The following is a 16976-nucleotide window of genomic DNA, read 5'->3' as shown; positions in this document are numbered from 1 at the left end:
TCAAGGACACCGCATGCCTCCTGCCGTGCGCTTCGGCGTCAACTACACGCCCAGCGAAGGATGGTTCCACCACTGGCTCGACTTCGACCTCGACGCCGTACGCGCCGACCTCGACGCGATCGCCGCACTCGGCCTGGACCACATCCGCGTCTTCCCGCTGTGGCCGTACTTCCAGCCCAACCGCACCCTGATCCGCCCCCGCGCCGTCGACCAGCTCGTGGCCCTCGCCGACGCCGCCGCCGAACGCGGCCTCGACACCGCCGTGGACGGACTGCAGGGCCACCTGTCCAGCTTCGACTTCCTGCCCGCCTGGACCCGCACCTGGCACCGCCGCAACCTGTTCACCGACCCGGACGTCACCGACGGCCAGGCCGCCTATCTGCGCACCCTCGCCGCCGCCCTCGCCGACCGGCCGCACTTCCTCGGCATGACCGTCGGCAACGAGGTCAACCAGTTCGCCGCCGCCCCCCACCCCGACCCCGACCCGGTCACACCCGAGGACGCCGGACGCTGGCTCACCCGGATGCTGGACGCCTGCGCCGACGGCGCTCCCGGCCGCCTCCACCTGCACGCCTCCTACGACGCCGCCTGGTACCAGGACGACCAGCCCTTCACCCCCGGTCACTCCGCCCGGCTCGGCGCCATGACCGCCGTCCACTCCTGGGTGTTCAACGGCACCGCGCAGCGGCACGGCCGCACCTCCGTGCCGGCCGAACACCACGCCGCCTACCTGGTGGAACTGAGCAAGGCATGGGCCGACGACCCGCACCGGGCGGTCTGGCTCCAGGAGGTCGGCGCCCCCGCGCCCCTGGTGCCCGCCGAGCACGCCGCCGCGTTCGCCGAGGCGACGATCCGCAACGTCCTGGACTGCCCCGACCTGTGGGGCGTCACCTGGTGGTGCTCCCACGACGTCCCGCGCACGCTCGCCGACTTCCCCGAACTCGAGTACTCCCTCGGCCTGTTCACCGGCGAACGGCGGCCGAAGGACATCGCCCGCGTCCTGGCCGGCGCGGCCCGCGCCCCGCTCCGCGCCCCGGCCGCCCGCCGTACGGCCCTCGTCGTCCCCGCCGCGCCGGGCCACCGCTCCCGCTGCGCGCCCGGCGGCGACGTCTACGACGCCTTCTTCCGGCTCGTCGCCGACGGCGCCCGCCCGGCCACCGTGCTCGACACCCGCGCAGGCGACCGGGACCACCTCGCCGCGCGCGGCATCACCGAAGTCGTCACTCCCGGCCAGGTACGCCCCGTACGCCAAGGAGGCACCCGCTCGTGAACCCCACCAGACGCACCGTCCTGATCGCCGCCGGTGCCGCCGCCTCGGTCCGCGTGCCGTCCGCGGCGGCGACGGCCCCGCGCACCGCGCCGGCGACCCCGCCGTACGCCGCCTACTGGTACCCGGACGCGCTGCCCTCCGGCACCCCCGGCCCCGGCATCACCTGGCGCAGCCTGACGAGCTGGCGCGCCGACACCGACCCCGACCTGGCCTTCAACGCGGCGACCGTGCCCCTCGCCCCGCGCTTCACCCCGACCCCGGCGAACCCCACCGCCCGCTCCGGACAGGCCCGTGTCCAGGCCCTCGTCTCCTTCGGGCCGACCTCCGGCAACCCCTCGCAGGGCTCGGCCACCGCCGACTACTACGCCCTCACCCACTGGGCGTACATCGACGAGCTGGTGTTCTGGGGCGGCTCGGCCGGCGAGGGCCTGATCCTCGCTCCGAACGCGCCCGTCGTGGACGCGGCCCACCGGCACGGCGTCCCGGTCCTCGGCAACGTCTTCTTGCCCCCCGCGGCCTACGGCGGACAACTCCAGTGGACCCGCGACCTGGTGCGCGAGGACGCCACCGGCCACCACCCGCTCGCCGCGCGACTCGTCGCGGTGGCGGCGGCGTACGGCTTCGACGGCTGGTTCCTCAACGCCGAGACGGGCGGCGGGAACACCGCCCTGGGCACGGCCGTGCTGGGCTTCGTCAAGGAGCTGAAGGAGCTGGCGGCGGCCGCGGGGCAGCGGGTGACGTGGTACGACGCGCTGACCGTGAACGGCACGGTCAGCTGGCAGGGCGCCCTGACGAGCCGGAACCAGGCGTTCTTCGAGGCCGCCGACGGCATGTTCGTGGACTTCCGGTGGAGCGCGGCCACGCTGGCGTCGTCCGGTACGAAGGCGGACGGGCTCGGACGCAGCCGCTACGAGCTGTGGGCCGGCGTCGACGTCGAGTCCCAGGGGTCCGGGACGTATGTGAACTGGGACGCGATCGTGCCGGCCGGCAAGCCGCACGTCACGTCGATCGGGTTCTACCGGCCCGAGTGGACCCGCAACCACCTGCCCGCCGGCCGCCGCGCGCCCGGCGACTTCCACGCGGCCGACGACCGGTTCTGGACCGGGCGGTCCGCGGACCCGTCGCGGCCCGACCCGGACGACCCCTGGCGGGCGCTGGCGGCGTCCGTGGCGGACCGGTCCACGGTTTCCTCGGTTCCGTTCGCGACCGTGTTCAACACGGGCCGCGGGCTGCGGTGGTACGAGGAAGGCGCCGTGGCCTCGGAGGCTGCCTGGAACCACCTCGGGCTCCAGGACCGGCTGCCGTCGCGGCGGTGGGTGGTCCGGACGGCCGGGGCACGGCCGGTGGTCTCCTTCGACTTCGCCGACGCTTGGCGTGGCGGGAGCAGCGTGCTGGTGACGGGTGAACTCGATCAACCGGTGGTCCTGGACCTGTACGCGACCCGGCTGCCGATCGGTGTGAACACGGTTGTCGACCTGACGTACCGGAGCGAGTCTGGGCCTGTGGACGTCGAACTCGCGGTGGCAACGGCGGAACCGGACGGCCCGGGGGAGACGCCGCCGTACAGGTATGTGCCTGTGAACGCCGTCAACACGGAGATCCCCGGGCAATCGGCGGCTACGGCGGCGGGCGTGAACTCCGGCCGTGCGGCGGGCCGTGTGAACACGCCTCACGCGCACACACCCGTCGCCGCGCGCGGCAGCGACACCGCTGTGAACTCGGTTGACACGCAACCCCGGGCAACACCGGGCGACTCCCGCAGCAACGTGAACTCGATTCACACCCAGGTGCCCGCCCGGCCCAACAGCCCCCACCCGAGTGTGAACACGGTCAACGGCTGGCAGACCGTCACCATCCCGCTCACCGGCCTCTCCGGCACCGCGCACACCCTCGGCATCCGGCTCACCCCCACCGGCGGCCCCGTCCGCTGGCGGCTCGGCGGCCTCGCCGTCCGCCCCGCCGGCACCCCGCCCACCCCCGCCGCCCCCTCCGCCGCCCGCGTCACCGCCGCGACCGGCGGCGACCTCCGCCTCGCCTGGAACCCCGCACCCGGCCCCGTCCGCCACTACACCCTCCACCGCCTCCTCCCCGACGGCACCCGCCGCTTCCTCGGCGCCACCGGTCAGCGCGCCTGGTTCGTCGCCGGCCTGCGGCCCGAGCCGGGCGAGCCGGCCGCACGGTTCGAAGTGCGCGCCGTGGGGGAGCTGTACACCATCTCACCCCCCGTCACCCTCACCCACCCCTGGTAATCACCGCTGGTAATCACCCCTGGTGAACACCCCGGAAACCCGCAGGGAGCGTCCCGCATGCATGACGACCGCACGCTGGTGGAAGCCCGCCTCAGGCGCGTGCTCGACGAACGTATCCGCCCTGCCGTGTACCCCGAGTCCGTGCCGCTCGAGGTCGCGGTGTGGCACGCGCCCGGCGAGCCGGTGCCGGTCGCCGAGGGGCTCGCCGCCGAGCCCGAGCCGATCGAGGCGGGCGCCCGCTGGGGCGCGCCCTGGGGCACCAGCTGGTTCCGCGTCACCGGGTCCGTGCCCGAGGCGTGGGCCGGCCGGACCGTCGAGGCCCTGCTCGACCTGGGCTTCGACGAGAACATGCCCGGCTTCCAGTGCGAGGGCCTGGTCTACCGGCCCGACGGCACCCCGGTGAAGGGCCTCAACCCGCGCAACCAGTGGGTGCGGATCGGCGCGCCGGTCGCGGGCGGGGAGGAGGTGCGCCTGCACATCGAGGCCGCCTCCAACCCGGTCATCCTCGACTACCACCCCTTCCGGCCCACCCCGCTCGGCGACAAGGACACCGCCGGCGGCGAACCGCAGTACACCCTCGCCCGTATGGACCTCGCCGTGTTCGACGAGAACGTGTGGCAGCTGGTCATGGACCTGGAGGTGCTGGGCGAGCTGATGGCCGAGCTGCCCGTGGAATCGCCGCGCCGCTGGGACATCCTGCGCGCGGTCGACCGGGCCCTGGACGCCGTCGACCTCCAGGACGTGAACGCCACCGCCGGCCGGGCCCGGCGGCAGCTCGGCGGTGTCCTGTCGGCTCCCGCCGTGCCCTCCGCGCACCGGCTCAGCGCCGTCGGGCACGCGCACATCGACTCCGCCTGGCTGTGGCCGCTCAGGGAGACCGTGCGCAAGGTGGCCCGGACGGTGTCCAACATGACCGCGCTGCTCGAGGACGAGCCGGACTTCGTCTTCGCCATGTCCCAGGCGCAGCAGTGGGCCTGGGTGAAGGAGCACCGGCCCGAGGTGTGGGCCCGGGTGAAGGAGGCCGTCGCGGAGGGCCGGTTCGTGCCGGCCGGCGGGATGTGGGTGGAGTCGGACACCAACATGCCCGGATCGGAGGCGATGGCCCGGCAGTTCGTGCACGGCAAGCGGTTCTTCCTCGACGAGTTCGGCGTCGAGAACGAGGAGGCCTGGCTGCCGGACACCTTCGGCTTCGCCGCGGGTCTGCCGCAGATCATCAAGGCGGCCGGCTCCAAGTGGCTGCTGACGCAGAAGATCTCCTGGTCGCAGACCAACAGGTTCCCGCACCACACCTTCCACTGGGAGGGCATCGACGGCACCCGCGTCTTCACGCACTTCCCGCCGGTCGACACCTACAACTGCTCGATGAAGGGCGGCGAGATCGCCCACGCGGTACGCAACTTCCGGGACAAGGGCCGGGCCCGGCACTCCCTGGCCCCGACCGGCTGGGGCGACGGAGGCGGCGGCACCACGCGGGAGATGGTCGCCAAGGCGGCCCGGCTGCGCGACCTGGAGGGCTCGGCCACCGTCCGCTGGGAGACCCCGCGCGCGTTCTTCGAGCGGGCCGAGGCCGAGTACGCCGAAGCGCCTGTCTGGGTCGGCGAGCTGTACCTCGAACTGCACCGCGCCACCCTCACCAGCCAGGCCCGGACCAAGCAGGGCAACCGGCACTGCGAGCACCTGCTGCGCGAGGCCGAACTCTGGGCGGCCACCGCGGCCGTACGCACCGGGTTCGCCTATCCGTACGAGGAGCTGGACCGTATCTGGAAGACGGTCCTGCTGCACCAGTTCCACGACATCCTGCCCGGCTCGTCCATCGCCTGGGTGCACCGGGAGGCCCGGGCGACGTACGAGCGGCTGACCGCCGAGCTGACCGCGGTCATCGACGCCGCCCAGCGCGCCCTGGCCGGCGAGGGCACGGCCCCGCTGCTGTTCAACTCCGCCCCGCACGCCCGCCACGGCGTCCCGGCGGGCGGCGCCGCCACCCCTCAGGCGCCCGGCACCGACACGCGCACGCGCCGCGAGGACGGCGGGTTCACGCTGGACAACGGCCGCTTGCGGGTCACCGTGGACGCCCGGGGCCTGGTCGTCTCCGCCTACGATCCGGCCGCCGACCGCGAGGCGATCGCCCCCGGTACCGCCGCCAACCTCCTCCAGCTCCACCCGGACCTCCCGAACATGTGGGACGCCTGGGACGTCGACTCCTTCTACCGCAACACCGTCACCGACCTCACCGGCGCGGAGTCGGTCACGGCCGGCGAGGACCAAGCCTCGGTGCGGATCGTCCGGACCTTCGGCTCCTCCCGGGTCACCCAGCTGCTGTCCCTGCCGCCCGGGGAGCGCCGGCTGGTCATCGACACCGAGGTGGACTGGCACGAGACGGAGAAGTTCCTGAAGCTGGCCTTCCCGCTCGACCTGCACGCCGAACGGTACGCGTCCGAGACCCAGTTCGGGCACGTGTTCCGGCCCACCCACACCAACACCTCCTGGGAGGCGGCCAGGTTCGAGGCCTGCAACCACCGCTTCGTGCACCTCGAGGAGCCCGGCTGGGGCGTGGCGGTCGTCAACGACTCCACCTACGGCCACGACGTGACCCGCGCCGTCCGCGCGGACGGCGACCGCGGTACGACCACCACCGTACGGGTGTCCCTGCTGCGCGCCCCGCGCTTCCCGGACCCGGAGACCGACCAGGGCGTCCACCGCTTCCGGCACGCACTGGTGCTTGGCGCCACGGTCGGCGACGCGGTCCGCGAGGGCTGGCGGATCAACCTGCCGGAGCGGCGTACGACCGGCGCCGGCGCGGTCGACCCGCTGGTCACCGTGGACGACGACGCGGTGGTGGTGACGGCGGTGAAACTCGCCGACGACGGCAGCGGGGACGTGGTGGTCCGCTTCCACGAGGCCCACGGCGGCCGGGCCCGGGCGACGCTGACGGCGGGCTTCGCGTTCACCGACGTCACCGCCACCGACCTGCTGGAACGCCCGCTCGCCGGGGCCCGGCCCGGCATCCGCGAGGGCGAGCGGATCACCGTGTGCCTGCGCCCGTTCGAACTCGTCACCCTCAGGTTCGGCCGTCCCTGACCCGCGAGGCACCGCTCACCGCGGGCCCCGGCGCCGGCCCATCGAGCCGCACCGGGTCCCGGCCGGGACGTGGTCTCACCGCTCACCGCCCCCGATCCGTCCCCGCAGCCACTCCTCCACCTCGCTCACGTGGGCCGCTGCCGCCGCGCGGGCCGCCTCCGGGTCGCGGGCGGTGAGGGCGCGGTGGATGGCGGCGTGTTCGCGCCGGGTGCGCGCGAGGGCGCCTTCCTCTTGGTAGCCGCGCCGGAGGCGGGCGCGGAAGGTGCGGGAGGACAGGCCGTCCAGGATGGCGGCCATCGTCGCGTTGCCCGCGGCCGACGCGATCTCGCGGTGGAAGGCGAGGTCGTGGGCGAGGATCTCCTCGGGGTCGTCGGTGGCGTTCATCGCCGCCAAGTGGGCTGCCAGGGCCGCCAGTTGGTCCTCGGTGATGCGCGCGGCGGCCAGCGCGGTCGCCGTGGACTCCAGGACCCGGCGCACCTCCAGCAGTTCCACCAGGCGCGGCCCCCGGGACAGGTCCGCGACCACGCCGAAGGTCTCCAGCAGGTCGCCGGCCTCCAGCGCGCCGACGTAGATCCCCGAGCCGTGCCGCGCGTCCAGCACCCCCATGACCGTCAGCGCGCGGATCGCCTCCCGCGTCGAACTGCGCGAGATGCCCAGTCGCACGGCGAGGTCCCGTTCGGTGGGCAGCCGCTGGCCCGGTTCCAGCCGGCCCTCGGCGATCATCGCCTTGATCTCCTCGACGGCGCGCTGGGTCACCGTGCCCTTGCGCGGGGCCGCGTCGTCCACGCCACTCCTCCAGTCACCGGGTGCGTCGCAGTCTAACCAGGGCTGTGGTCCGACCAATCCGGGCATACGGAGGAGATGTCCGTGCAGGAGGGTGTCATGCGGGCTCAGTGGTCTGATAAGTATGCGACGTTGTTCCTCGCTCGGCTGGCCGCGCACGATCACCGCCCGGACCGAAAGGCCCCCCGTGTCCCCGACGCCCGCCCGCATCACCGCCGTCGACACCTACGACATCCGGTTCCCCACCTCGCGCGAACTCGACGGCTCCGACGCGATGAACCCCGACCCCGACTACTCGGCCGCCTACCTCGTGCTGCGCACCGACGCCGAGGACGGATGCGAGGGGCACGGCTTCGCGTTCACCATCGGACGCGGCAACGAGGTGCAGGTCGCCGCCCTCCACGCGCTGCGCCACCATGTGGTCGGCCGGTCCGTCGAGGAGCTGTGCGCCGATCCGGGCACGCTGTACCGGGACCTGACCGGCGACAGCCAACTGCGCTGGCTCGGCCCCGAGAAGGGCGTGCTGCACATGGCGATCGGCGCCGTCGTCAACGCCGTCTGGGACCTCGCCGCCAAGCGCGCCGGCCGGCCCCTGTGGCGGCTGCTCGCCGAGGCCGAACCCGAGTGGCTGGTGCGCCAGATCGACTTCCGCTACCTGACGGACGCGCTGACGCCCGAGGAGGCGCTGACGCTGCTGCGCCGCGGCCGGGACGGCGCCGGCGAGCGTACGGCCCGCCTGCTGGAGCGCGGCTACCCCGCCTACACCACCTCGCCCGGCTGGCTCGGCTACGACGACGACAAGCTGGCCCGGCTCGCCGCCCGGGCCGTCGCCGACGGCTTCCGGCAGATCAAACTGAAGGTCGGCGCGGACCTCGCGGACGACGTGCGCCGCTGCCGGGTGGCCCGCGCGGCCGTCGGACCGGACATCCGCCTGGCCGTCGACGCCAACCAGCGCTGGAACGTGGACGAGGCGATCTCCTGGACCAGGGCGCTCGCCGGATTCGACCCGTACTGGATCGAGGAGCCGACCAGCCCCGACGACATCCTCGGCCACGCGGCGATCCGCCGGGCCGTGGCACCGGTCAAGGTCGCCACCGGCGAACACGCGCAGAACAGGATCGTCTTCAAACAACTCCTCCAGGCCGGCGCCCTCGACATCGTGCAGATCGACGCCGCCCGCGTCGGCGGCGTCAACGAGAACCTCGCCATCCTGCTGCTCGCCGCCAAGTTCGGCGTCCCCGTCTGCCCGCACGCCGGCGGCGTCGGCCTGTGCGAACTCGTCCAGCACCTGGCGATGTTCGACTACGTGTCCGTCTCCGGCAGCACCGAGGACCGGGTCATCGAGTACGTCGACCATCTGCACGAGCACTTCCTGGACCCGGTGACGATCCGCGCGGGCCACTACACGGCACCCACCGCACCCGGCTTCTCCGCGGCCCTGCGCCCGGAAGCCGTCGCGCGCTACACCTTCCCCGGCGGCACCTACTGGTCCGCCGACCCAGGCGGCCACAAGGAGCAGTCCACATGAGCGACTTCACCGGCCTCAGGGCCCTCGTCACCGGCGGCGCCTCCGGCATCGGCCGGGCCACCGCCGGCCTCCTCGCCGAGCGCGGCGCCCGGGTCGCCGTACTCGACCTGGACCCGTCCCCGGTGCCGGAACCGATGCTCGCGCTGCGCGCCGACGTCACCGACGACGCCTCGGTGCGCCGGGCCGTGACGGAGGCCGCCGACGCGCTCGGCGGCCTCGACATCCTGGTCAACAACGCGGGCATCGGCGCCCAGGGCACCGTCGAGGACAACGCCGACGCCGAGTGGCGGCACGTCTTCGACGTGAACGTCCTCGGCATGGTCCGCACCGCCCGCGCCTGCCTGCCGCACCTGCGCCGCTCCGCCCATGCCGCGATCGTCAACACCTGTTCCATCGCGGCCACCGCGGGCCTGCCTCAGCGCGCCCTGTACAGCGCCACCAAGGGCGCCGTGTACTCCCTGACCCTCGCCATGGCCGCCGACCACGTCCGCGAGGGCATCCGCGTCAACTGCGTCAACCCCGGTACGGCGGACACCCCGTGGATCGGCCGGCTGTTGGACACGGCCCCCGACCCGGCCGCCGAACGCGCCGCCCTGGAGGCCCGCCAGCCCACCGGGCGGCTCGTCTCCGCCGCCGAAGTCGCGGCCGCCATCGCCTACTTGGCGAGCCCCTCGGCCGGCGCCACCACCGGCACCGCGCTCGCCGTCGACGGCGGCATGCAGGGCCTCAGGCTCCGGCCGGCGGCGCACCGGTGACCGCGCTCGGCCGCAGCGGCGTCCAGGTCAGCCCGCTCGGCCTCGGCGCCGCCGCCCTCGGCAACCTGTACACACCGGTGAGCGAGGAGCAGGCGCACGCGGCGGTCGAGGCCGCCTGGGACCGCGGCATCCGCTACTTCGACACCGCCCCGCACTACGGCCTCGGCCTGTCGGAACGCCGCCTGGGCGCGGCCCTGCGCGCGCACGACCGCGCGAGCTACACGCTCTCCACCAAGGCAGGCCGCCGCCTGGAGCCGGCCGACGGCACCGGCGACGACCTCGCCCACGGCTACGCCGTCCCCGCCGCCCACCGCCGCGTGTGGGACTTCGGCGCCGACGGAATCCGCCGCACCCTGGAGGCGAGCCTGGACCGCCTCGGCCTCGACCGGGTCGACGTCGTCTACCTCCACGACCCCGACGACCACGCCGAACAGGCCTTCCGCGAGGGCTACCCGGCCCTGGAACGGATGCGCGCGGAAGGGGTGGTGGGCGCGATCGGCGCCGGCATGAACCAGACCGCGATGCTCACCCGATTCGTCCGCGACACCGACGTGGACGTGGTGCTGTGCGCCGGCCGGTACACCCTGCTCGACCAGCAAGCGGCCGGCGAACTGCTGCCCGAGGCGCTGCGACGAGGAGTGTCGGTGGTCGTCGGCGGCCCCTTCAACTCCGGCCTGCTGGCGGCCCCGGCGCCCGGCGCGACGTACGACTACACCCGCGCACCCCGCGCGCTCCTGGACCGCGCCCTGCGGCTGAAGGCGGCGGCCGAACGGCACGGCACCACCCTGCGCGCCGCCGCGCTCGCCTTCTCGGCCGGGCACCCGGCCGTGGCGAGCGTCCTGGCCGGAGCCCGCTCGGCGGCCGAAGTCCACGACTGCGCCGATCAGTTCGCCACACCGGTGCCGGACGCCTTCTGGCAGGAGCTGCGCGACAGCGGCCTGCTGCCCCGGGCACGGGAGGAGTCGCCGTGACCGTGGACGCCCACCACCACGTCTGGGACCTGACCGTCCGCGACCAGGACTGGCTCCACGGCCCCGGACTCGCCCCGTTGCGACGCGACTTCCTCCTCGCCGACCTGGAACCCGAGGCCCGGGCCGCCGGGATCGGTGCCACCGTCCTCGTCCAGACCGTCACCGTCCCCGAGGAGACCCCCGAACTGCTCGCGCTCGCCGCCGGGCACGACCTGGTCGCCGGGGTCGTCGGCTGGACGGACCTCACCCGTCCCGACATCGCCGACGAGCTGGCCCGGCTGCGCGCCCTGCCCGGCGGCGCCCTGCTGAAGGGCATCCGGCACCAGGTCCAGTCCGAGCCCGACCCCGAGTGGCTGCTGCGGCCCGACGTGCTGCGCGGCCTGGCCGCCGTGGCCGACGCCGGACTGGTCCACGACCTCGTGGTGCTGCCCCACCAGCTCCCCGCGTGCGCGCGGGCCGCCGCCCTGCTGCCCGGGCTCACCTTCGTCCTGGACCACCTCGGCAAACCCCCGGTCGCCACGGGCGCGCGCGAGCCCTGGGCGACCCGCCTGCGCGCCCTCGCCGCCCTGCCCAACACCGTCGCCAAGCTCTCCGGACTGGTCACCGAGGCCGCCCCCGGCGCCCGGACGGCCGACGCCCTGCGCCCCTACACGGACATCGCCCTGGACGCCTTCGGTCCCGGCCGGCTGATGTACGGCTCCGACTGGCCGGTGTGCACCCGGGCCGCCTCCTACGCCGAGGTGCTGCACACCGCGCGCGAGCTGACCGCCCGCCTCGCCGAGGCCGAGCGCACGGCACTGTTCGAGGTCACCGCGGCGCGTGTCTACGCCCTCTGAGCCGGCTCCGCCAGCCGCGTCGGCGGCAGATACTCCCGCACGTACGTCCGCTCCCAGCACGCCCCCGTCTCCCGCAGCTCCCGCCGGCTGGTGTACCGGTAGCGGAACAGCCGGGCCCGCACATAGCGGGGCGGGGTGTCCGGCGGGAACGGGCAGCGGCGCAGCAGCCTCAAGGTGTCCCGGTCGTTCTCCAGCAGGCGTTCCACCAGAGCGCCGAACCACTCTCCCGCGTAACCCGGCGACAGCGCGGCGAACCACATCAGCCAGTCCAGGCGCAGATGGTACGGGGCGAACTGGCGCGGCCAGCGCCTCGGATCGCCGGGCTTGCCCTTGAAGGCGTACTCCCGCCAGTCCGAGTCCGCGCGCGGGGCATCGTCCAGCGTGCCCTCGACCACCACCTCGTAGCGGAACCGGCTGACGCTGCCGAACGCGCCGTAGGTGTTCACCAGGTGCAGCGGGTCGAAGGACCGGTTCATCACCTGGCGGCGGGAGATCATGTTCAGCACGGGGCGGTGGCTCAGGAAGAGCAGCAGCGCGCCGACCGCGAGCACCAGCACCTCGTACCACGGCGGCGCCGCCGGCACCGACGGCGCCGCCGCCGGCAGCCGCAGCGCGGACAGGGCCAGCACGATGGTGATCCAGTTCAGCCAGGAGAAGTTCCCGGAGAGCACCAGCCACAGCTGGGTGACGATCATCAGGGCGGCGGCGGCCGACGCGACGGGCTGCGGGGTGAACAGCAGGAACGGCACCACCAGCTGGGTGACGTGGTTGGCGGCCACCTCCACCCGGTGCAGCGGCCTCGGCAGATGGTGGAAGAACCAGCTCAGCGGGCCCGGCATCGGCTGGGTCTCGTGGTGGTAGTCCAGACAGGTCAGCTTCCGCCAGCAGGCGTCGCCGCGCAGCTTGATCAGCCCGGCGCCGAACTCCACCCGGAACAGCACCCAGCGCAGCAGGAACAGCACGACGACCGGCGGCGCCACCTCGCCGTTGCCGAGGAACGCGGCCAGGAAGCCGGTCTCCAGCAGCAGCGACTCCCAGCCGAACGCGTACCACGTCTGGCCCACGTTCACGATCGACAGATACAACGCCCACGGCACCAGCCACAGCACGATCCCCGCCCACAGCGGCAGCCACGAGTCGGCCCCGGCCAGCAGCGCCGCCGACACCGCACAGCCCGCCCAGGCGCAGCCGGCGAAGAAACGGTCGGAGTAGTGCAGCTGGAACAGGCTCGGGGCGCGCCGGCAGGGCACCCGGGCGGTGAAGCGGGGGACCGGCAGCATGCCGCGCTCGCCCAGCAGGGCCCGGAACTGCAGGACCGCCGACAGGAACGCGACCAGGTACACGGCGGCCAGGGCCCGCTGGAGGACCAGCCGGCTCAGCCAGTAGTCGGGTGCGGTGAACCAGTCCACGGCTGTGCGCGCCCTTCCGTACGGCTCCGCCGTCGCCGCTGCCGGCGCGGCGTTCCCCGAGTTGCCAGCCAAACCCGTGCGATGCCAACAATAGGACGTAATCACCCATAGTGATGTGGAGTGTGCGGTGCGGATCCCCACCCGAACCCTGGTCACGGCCTGCGTGCTCTGGGCCGCGCTGCTCGCCGCCGGCTGCGCGGGCACCGGCGTCAAGCAGACCCGGGTGGGCGACCTCGTCTTCCTCCAGGCCGTCGGGGACCGCGGCCCCGGGCCCTTCACCGACTCCGCGGCCACCGGTCCCGTCGCCGAGTCCCCCCGGATCGGCGCCAGGATCTCCGCCGGCCAGCTGGCGGCGCCCCTGCGCGCGGCCCGCACCGTGTCCGGCTCGATGCCCGGCCTGTACCGGGGTACCCCGCGCGTCGCCCGCTGCGACGTCGAGCGGCACATCCGCTATCTCGCGGCGGACCCGTCCAGGGCCGGCGCCTTCGCCGGCGTCGTCGGGGTCGGACGGGCGGCGCTGCCCGCCTATCTGCGCGGCCTGACCCCCGTCGTGCTCGGCTCCGACACCCGGGTCACCAACCACGCCTACCGGGACCACCGGGCGGACGACTACCAGGCCGTCCTCCAGGCCGGCACCGCCGTCCTCGTGGACGACCGGGGCGTGCCCCGGGTGCGCTGCGCCTGCGGCAACCCGCTCGCGCCGCCCGCGCCGACCCGCGGCGGGGCCAGCGCCCGGGGCACACCCTGGCCCGGCTACCGGCCGAACAAGGTGATCGTGGTGAGTCCGGCGCCCCGGGCCGTCGCCAGCCTCACGCTCGTCGACGCCGGGCACCGCACCTGGACCGAGCGCCGGGTCGGCCACGACGTCCGGCGCGACCGCGTCGTCCCGCCGCCCGCCGGGGCCACGACCGGCCCGTCCCCGACCACCCGCGCGGACGCGGAACCGACGCCCGCGAACCCGCCGGGCGGGCCCGCGGCCCCGGACCGCCCCGCCGTCCCCACCGCCTGAGCGTGGGCCCGTCGCGCCCGCGGTCCCGCGGGCGAGTCGAAGAATCGGCCGGATCCTGGCAAGGTGGCCCCATGGCCGATCGGGGTGCGAGCGCCCTGTCACTCCCGGAGGACCGGCCCGCACATCCGGACCCGATCCTCGCGCTCAACGGCATGGGCAGCTTCGACTGGGACCTGGACGCCGGTCTGTTCCTCCTGGACGCCCAGGCCTTCGAGGTGCTCGACCTGCCGCCCGAGGAGTACGACGGGCGCCTGGACACCCTGAACGCCCTCCGGGTGCCTCCGCCGGAGGCCGCCCGGCTCGACGCGACGGTCGCCCGGGCGATCAAGGACGGCAGCGAGCACTACAGCGCCTACTTCCGCATCCGCCGCCGCGACGGCACCATGCGCTGGACGCACACCCGGGGCCGCATCCGCCGCGACGGCACCGGCCGCCCGCACCGGGTCGTCGGCATCCTCCGCGACGCCACGGAGGAACTCGCCGACAGCACGGCGCGCGGCTTCCGGTCCGCCCAGGACGAGGCGTTCCGGCAGCAGACCGGCGTCGTCCAGGTCATCTCCGCCGCCCTCGCGCACGCCCGCACCGTCCAGGACGTCATCGACGTGCTCAAGGACACCCACGGCGTCCGCCACCTGGGCGCGACCAGCCTGGTGATGGGCCTGGTGGAGGCGGGCCGGATCCGGCTGGTGGCCGAGGGACCGGCGGGCAGCTTCGTCCCCGGCACCGCCGTCACCCGGATCGACGAGCCGTACCCGATGAGCGAGGTCGTGCGCTCCCTCAGCCCCCGGTTCATCGAGTCACCGGAGGAGTTCGCCGCGCACTACCCCCTGCTGTGGCCGCACCTGACCGGCCTGCGCATCACCTCGGCCGCCTACCTCCCGCTGATCGCGCAGGCCCGCCCGATCGGCGCGATGGGCCTGCTCTACGACAACCGGCGCGGCTTCTCCGCCGAGGAGCGCGCCGTCCTGGTCGCGCTCGGCGGCAGCATCGCGCAGAGCCTGATGCGGGCCATGCTCTACGAGCAGGAGAAGGATCTCGCCCAGGGCCTCCAGCAGGCCATGCTGCCCCGCTCCATCCCCAGCGTGTGCGGCGCCGACGTCGCCGTGCGCTACCGCTCGGCCGCCCTGGGCCGGGACATCGGCGGCGACTGGTACGACCTGATCCCGCTGCCCGGCGCCACCTCCTCCGGGGGCGGCCGGGTCGGCGCGGTCATCGGGGACGTCCAGGGCCACGACACGCACGCCGCCGCCGTCATGGGCCAGCTGCGGATCGTGCTGCGCGCCTACGCCGCCGAGGGCCACACCCCGGCCACCGTGATGGCCCGCGCCTCCGTCTTCCTGCACGAACTCGACACCGACCGGTTCGCCACGTGCCTGTACGCCGAGGCCGACCTGGCCACCGGAGTCGTCCAGATGGTCCGCGCCGGGCACATCGACCCGCTGGTCCGCCACCGCGACGGCCGCTGCGCCCGGCTGTCCGTCGAAGGCGGGCTGCCGCTCGGCCTGTCCGCCGAGTTCGGCCGGCTGGAGTACCCCGTCGCCACCGTCGAACTGGAGCCCGGCGCCACGCTGCTGCTGTGCACCGACGGACTGGTGGAACTGCCCGGCACCGATCTGGACGAGGGCGTGTCCGCGCTTCTGCGGCTCGTGCGCGACGGGCCCGCCGAGGTGGCGGCCCTCGCCGACCGGCTGATCCGGGCGGCCGAGGAGCACGGCGGCGACGACGACGTGGCGCTGCTCCTGCTGCGCCGCCGCATCCGGCAGGCGGCCCGGCCCGGCGGCCGGCTCCGCCGGCACGTGGCGTCCGGCGACCCGGAGGCCCTCGCCCGGGCCCGGCACATGGTCCGCGACGCGGTCCGCGCCTGGGGCGCCGGCGCACAGGCCGACGAGATCGAGCTGGTCGCCGACGAGCTGATCACCAATGCCCTGCTGCACACCGAGGGCCCGGCGAGCGTCACCCTGCGGGTGCTGGAGGGTGACGAGCGCCGGCTGCGCATCGAGGTCGAGGACTGCTCCAGCGCCCTGCCGCGCCGCCGGGACGCGGACGAGAACGGGGTCTCCGGCCGCGGCCTGCTCCTGGTCGACCGGCTCGCCGACGCCTGGGGCGTGGCGGCGCGGGGCTCCGGCAAGGCGGTGTGGTGCGAGTTCCGGCTGCCGTAGGGGCCGCGCCCGGCCGCCGCCTGGCGTTCCCGGCACCGGCTGGCACCCTGGACGTATGCCCGAACTGCCCGAGGTGGAAGCGCTGACGGACTTCCTGACCGAACACCTGACCGGCCGCCGGGTGGTGCGGGTGCTGCCGGTGGCCGTCAGCGTTTTGAAGACGTACGACCCTGCGCCCGGCGCCGTCGAGGGCGCCGCGGTGACGGCCGTGCGCCGGTACGGCAAGTTCCTGGACATCGAGACGGACGGCGGCCTCCACCTGGTCGTCCATCTGGCCCGCGCGGGCTGGCTCCAGTGGCGGGACCGGCTGCCGGACGGCCCGCCGAGGCCCGGCAAGGGCCCGCTGGCGCTGCGCGTCGCGCTGGAGAGCGGGGAGGGCTTCGACCTGACCGAGGCCGGCACCCAGAAGCGCCTCGCCGTGTACGTCGTGCGCGACCCGGCCGAGGTGCCCGGCATCGCCCGCCTCGGCCCGGACCCGCTCGCCGAGGACTTCACCGAGGACCGCCTCGCCGCCCTGCTCGGCGGCGAACGGCGGCAGCTGAAGGGCGCCCTGCGCGACCAGTCGCTGATCGCGGGCGTCGGCAACGCCTACAGCGACGAGATCCTGCACGCCGCGCGGATGTCCCCGTTCAAGCTCGCCGCCTCCCTCACACCGGAGGAGACCCACCGGCTGTACGAGGCGCTGCGCGGCACGCTCGGCGAGGCGGTCGAGCGGGCCCGGGGCGTGGCGGCGGGCCGGCTGAAGGCGGAGAAGAAGGGCGGTCTGCGCGTCCACGGCCGCACCGGCGAACCCTGCCCGGTGTGCGGCGACACCGTCCGCGAGGTCTCCTTCAGCGACTCCTCGCTCCAGTACTGCCCGACCTGCCAGACGAACGGCAAACTGCTGGCCGACCGCAGGCTCTCCCGCCTGCTGAAGTGAGGACGCCGGG

General features: G+C 74.4%; 12 protein-coding genes. 10 read left to right on the top strand and 2 right to left on the bottom strand.

Going from position 1 to position 16976, the window contains the following annotated elements:
- Positions 1-13: 13 nt before the first annotated feature.
- From SCK26_RS05335 to SCK26_RS05325, 3 genes are read left to right on the top strand one after another with little or no spacing between them, the layout of a single operon-like run.
- Positions 14-1270, top strand: a complete 1257-nt coding sequence (locus SCK26_RS05335; RefSeq protein ID WP_318200094.1) for a glycosyl hydrolase — start codon at positions 14-16, stop codon at positions 1268-1270.
- Positions 1267-3519 (top strand): endo-beta-N-acetylglucosaminidase, encoded by a 2253-nt coding sequence (locus SCK26_RS05330; protein ID WP_318200093.1) that lies wholly within the window; start codon positions 1267-1269, stop codon positions 3517-3519. Before SCK26_RS05335 ends, SCK26_RS05330 begins: the two co-directional genes overlap by 4 nt.
- A 57-nt stretch (positions 3520-3576) precedes the next feature.
- Positions 3577-6597: an alpha-mannosidase gene (locus SCK26_RS05325; RefSeq protein WP_318200092.1), complete on the top strand. Its 3021-nt coding sequence runs from the start codon at positions 3577-3579 to the stop codon at positions 6595-6597.
- A 75-nt stretch (positions 6598-6672) separates the two neighbouring features.
- Here the strand turns inward: SCK26_RS05325 and SCK26_RS05320 are convergent, their stop codons facing one another.
- Entirely contained in the window at positions 6673-7383 is a 711-nt protein-coding gene (locus SCK26_RS05320; RefSeq protein WP_318200091.1) for a FadR/GntR family transcriptional regulator, read from the bottom strand.
- Between the two features lie 184 nt (positions 7384-7567).
- Between SCK26_RS05320 and SCK26_RS05315 the strand changes: the two genes are divergently transcribed.
- From SCK26_RS05315 to SCK26_RS05300, 4 genes are read left to right on the top strand one after another with little or no spacing between them, the layout of a single operon-like run.
- Positions 7568-8908 (top strand): L-fuconate dehydratase, encoded by a 1341-nt coding sequence (locus tag SCK26_RS05315; RefSeq protein WP_318200090.1) that lies wholly within the window; start codon positions 7568-7570, stop codon positions 8906-8908.
- A complete protein-coding gene (locus SCK26_RS05310) occupies positions 8905-9663 on the top strand; it encodes an SDR family oxidoreductase (RefSeq protein WP_318200089.1) in 759 nt (252 codons plus the stop codon). Before SCK26_RS05315 ends, SCK26_RS05310 begins: the two co-directional genes overlap by 4 nt.
- Positions 9660-10634 (top strand): aldo/keto reductase, encoded by a 975-nt coding sequence (locus tag SCK26_RS05305; RefSeq protein ID WP_318200088.1) that lies wholly within the window; start codon positions 9660-9662, stop codon positions 10632-10634. Before SCK26_RS05310 ends, SCK26_RS05305 begins: the two co-directional genes overlap by 4 nt.
- Positions 10631-11470: an amidohydrolase family protein gene (locus SCK26_RS05300; protein WP_318200087.1), complete on the top strand. Its 840-nt coding sequence runs from the start codon at positions 10631-10633 to the stop codon at positions 11468-11470. The genes SCK26_RS05305 and SCK26_RS05300 overlap by 4 nt, the downstream gene beginning before the upstream one ends.
- On the opposite strand, the gene SCK26_RS05295 is transcribed toward SCK26_RS05300, so the two are convergent.
- Entirely contained in the window at positions 11458-12879 is a 1422-nt protein-coding gene (locus SCK26_RS05295) for a lipase maturation factor family protein (RefSeq protein ID WP_318200086.1), read from the bottom strand. The two genes, SCK26_RS05300 and SCK26_RS05295, sit on opposite strands and share 13 nt — an antisense overlap.
- Positions 12880-13006: 127 nt before the next feature.
- Between SCK26_RS05295 and SCK26_RS05290 the strand changes: the two genes are divergently transcribed.
- The 3 genes from SCK26_RS05290 to SCK26_RS05280 all read left to right on the top strand — a co-directional run bounded on the left by SCK26_RS05290 (position 13007) and on the right by SCK26_RS05280 (position 16966).
- Positions 13007-13888 carry a DUF6777 domain-containing protein gene (locus SCK26_RS05290; RefSeq protein ID WP_318200085.1) on the top strand — a complete coding sequence of 294 codons (882 nt, stop codon included), beginning with the start codon at positions 13007-13009 and terminating at the stop codon, positions 13886-13888.
- Between the two features lie 71 nt (positions 13889-13959).
- On the top strand, positions 13960-16047 hold the full coding sequence (locus tag SCK26_RS05285; RefSeq protein WP_318200084.1) for a SpoIIE family protein phosphatase: 2088 nt from the start codon (positions 13960-13962) through the stop codon (positions 16045-16047).
- Between the two features lie 55 nt (positions 16048-16102).
- Positions 16103-16966, top strand: coding sequence for an Fpg/Nei family DNA glycosylase (locus SCK26_RS05280; protein WP_318200083.1), 864 nt, complete (start codon positions 16103-16105; stop codon positions 16964-16966).
- The last annotated feature ends 10 nt before the right edge of the window (positions 16967-16976 follow it).

The organism is Streptomyces sp. SCL15-4 (assembly GCF_033366695.1).
GTDB lineage: Bacteria > Actinomycetota > Actinomycetes > Streptomycetales > Streptomycetaceae > Streptomyces.
Note: the sequence above shows the minus strand (reverse complement) of the source record. Positions and strands in the feature narration are given on the sequence as shown.

Coding starts and splice junctions, on each gene's coding strand:
- SCK26_RS05335 (WP_318200094.1), top strand. CDS start 14: ATGCCTCCTGCCGTGCGCTTCGGCGTCAACTACACGCCCAGCGAAGGA.
- SCK26_RS05280 (WP_318200083.1), top strand. CDS start 16,103: ATGCCCGAACTGCCCGAGGTGGAAGCGCTGACGGACTTCCTGACCGAA.
- SCK26_RS05310 (WP_318200089.1), top strand. CDS start 8,905: ATGAGCGACTTCACCGGCCTCAGGGCCCTCGTCACCGGCGGCGCCTCC.
- SCK26_RS05285 (WP_318200084.1), top strand. CDS start 13,960: ATGGCCGATCGGGGTGCGAGCGCCCTGTCACTCCCGGAGGACCGGCCC.
- SCK26_RS05325 (WP_318200092.1), top strand. CDS start 3,577: ATGCATGACGACCGCACGCTGGTGGAAGCCCGCCTCAGGCGCGTGCTC.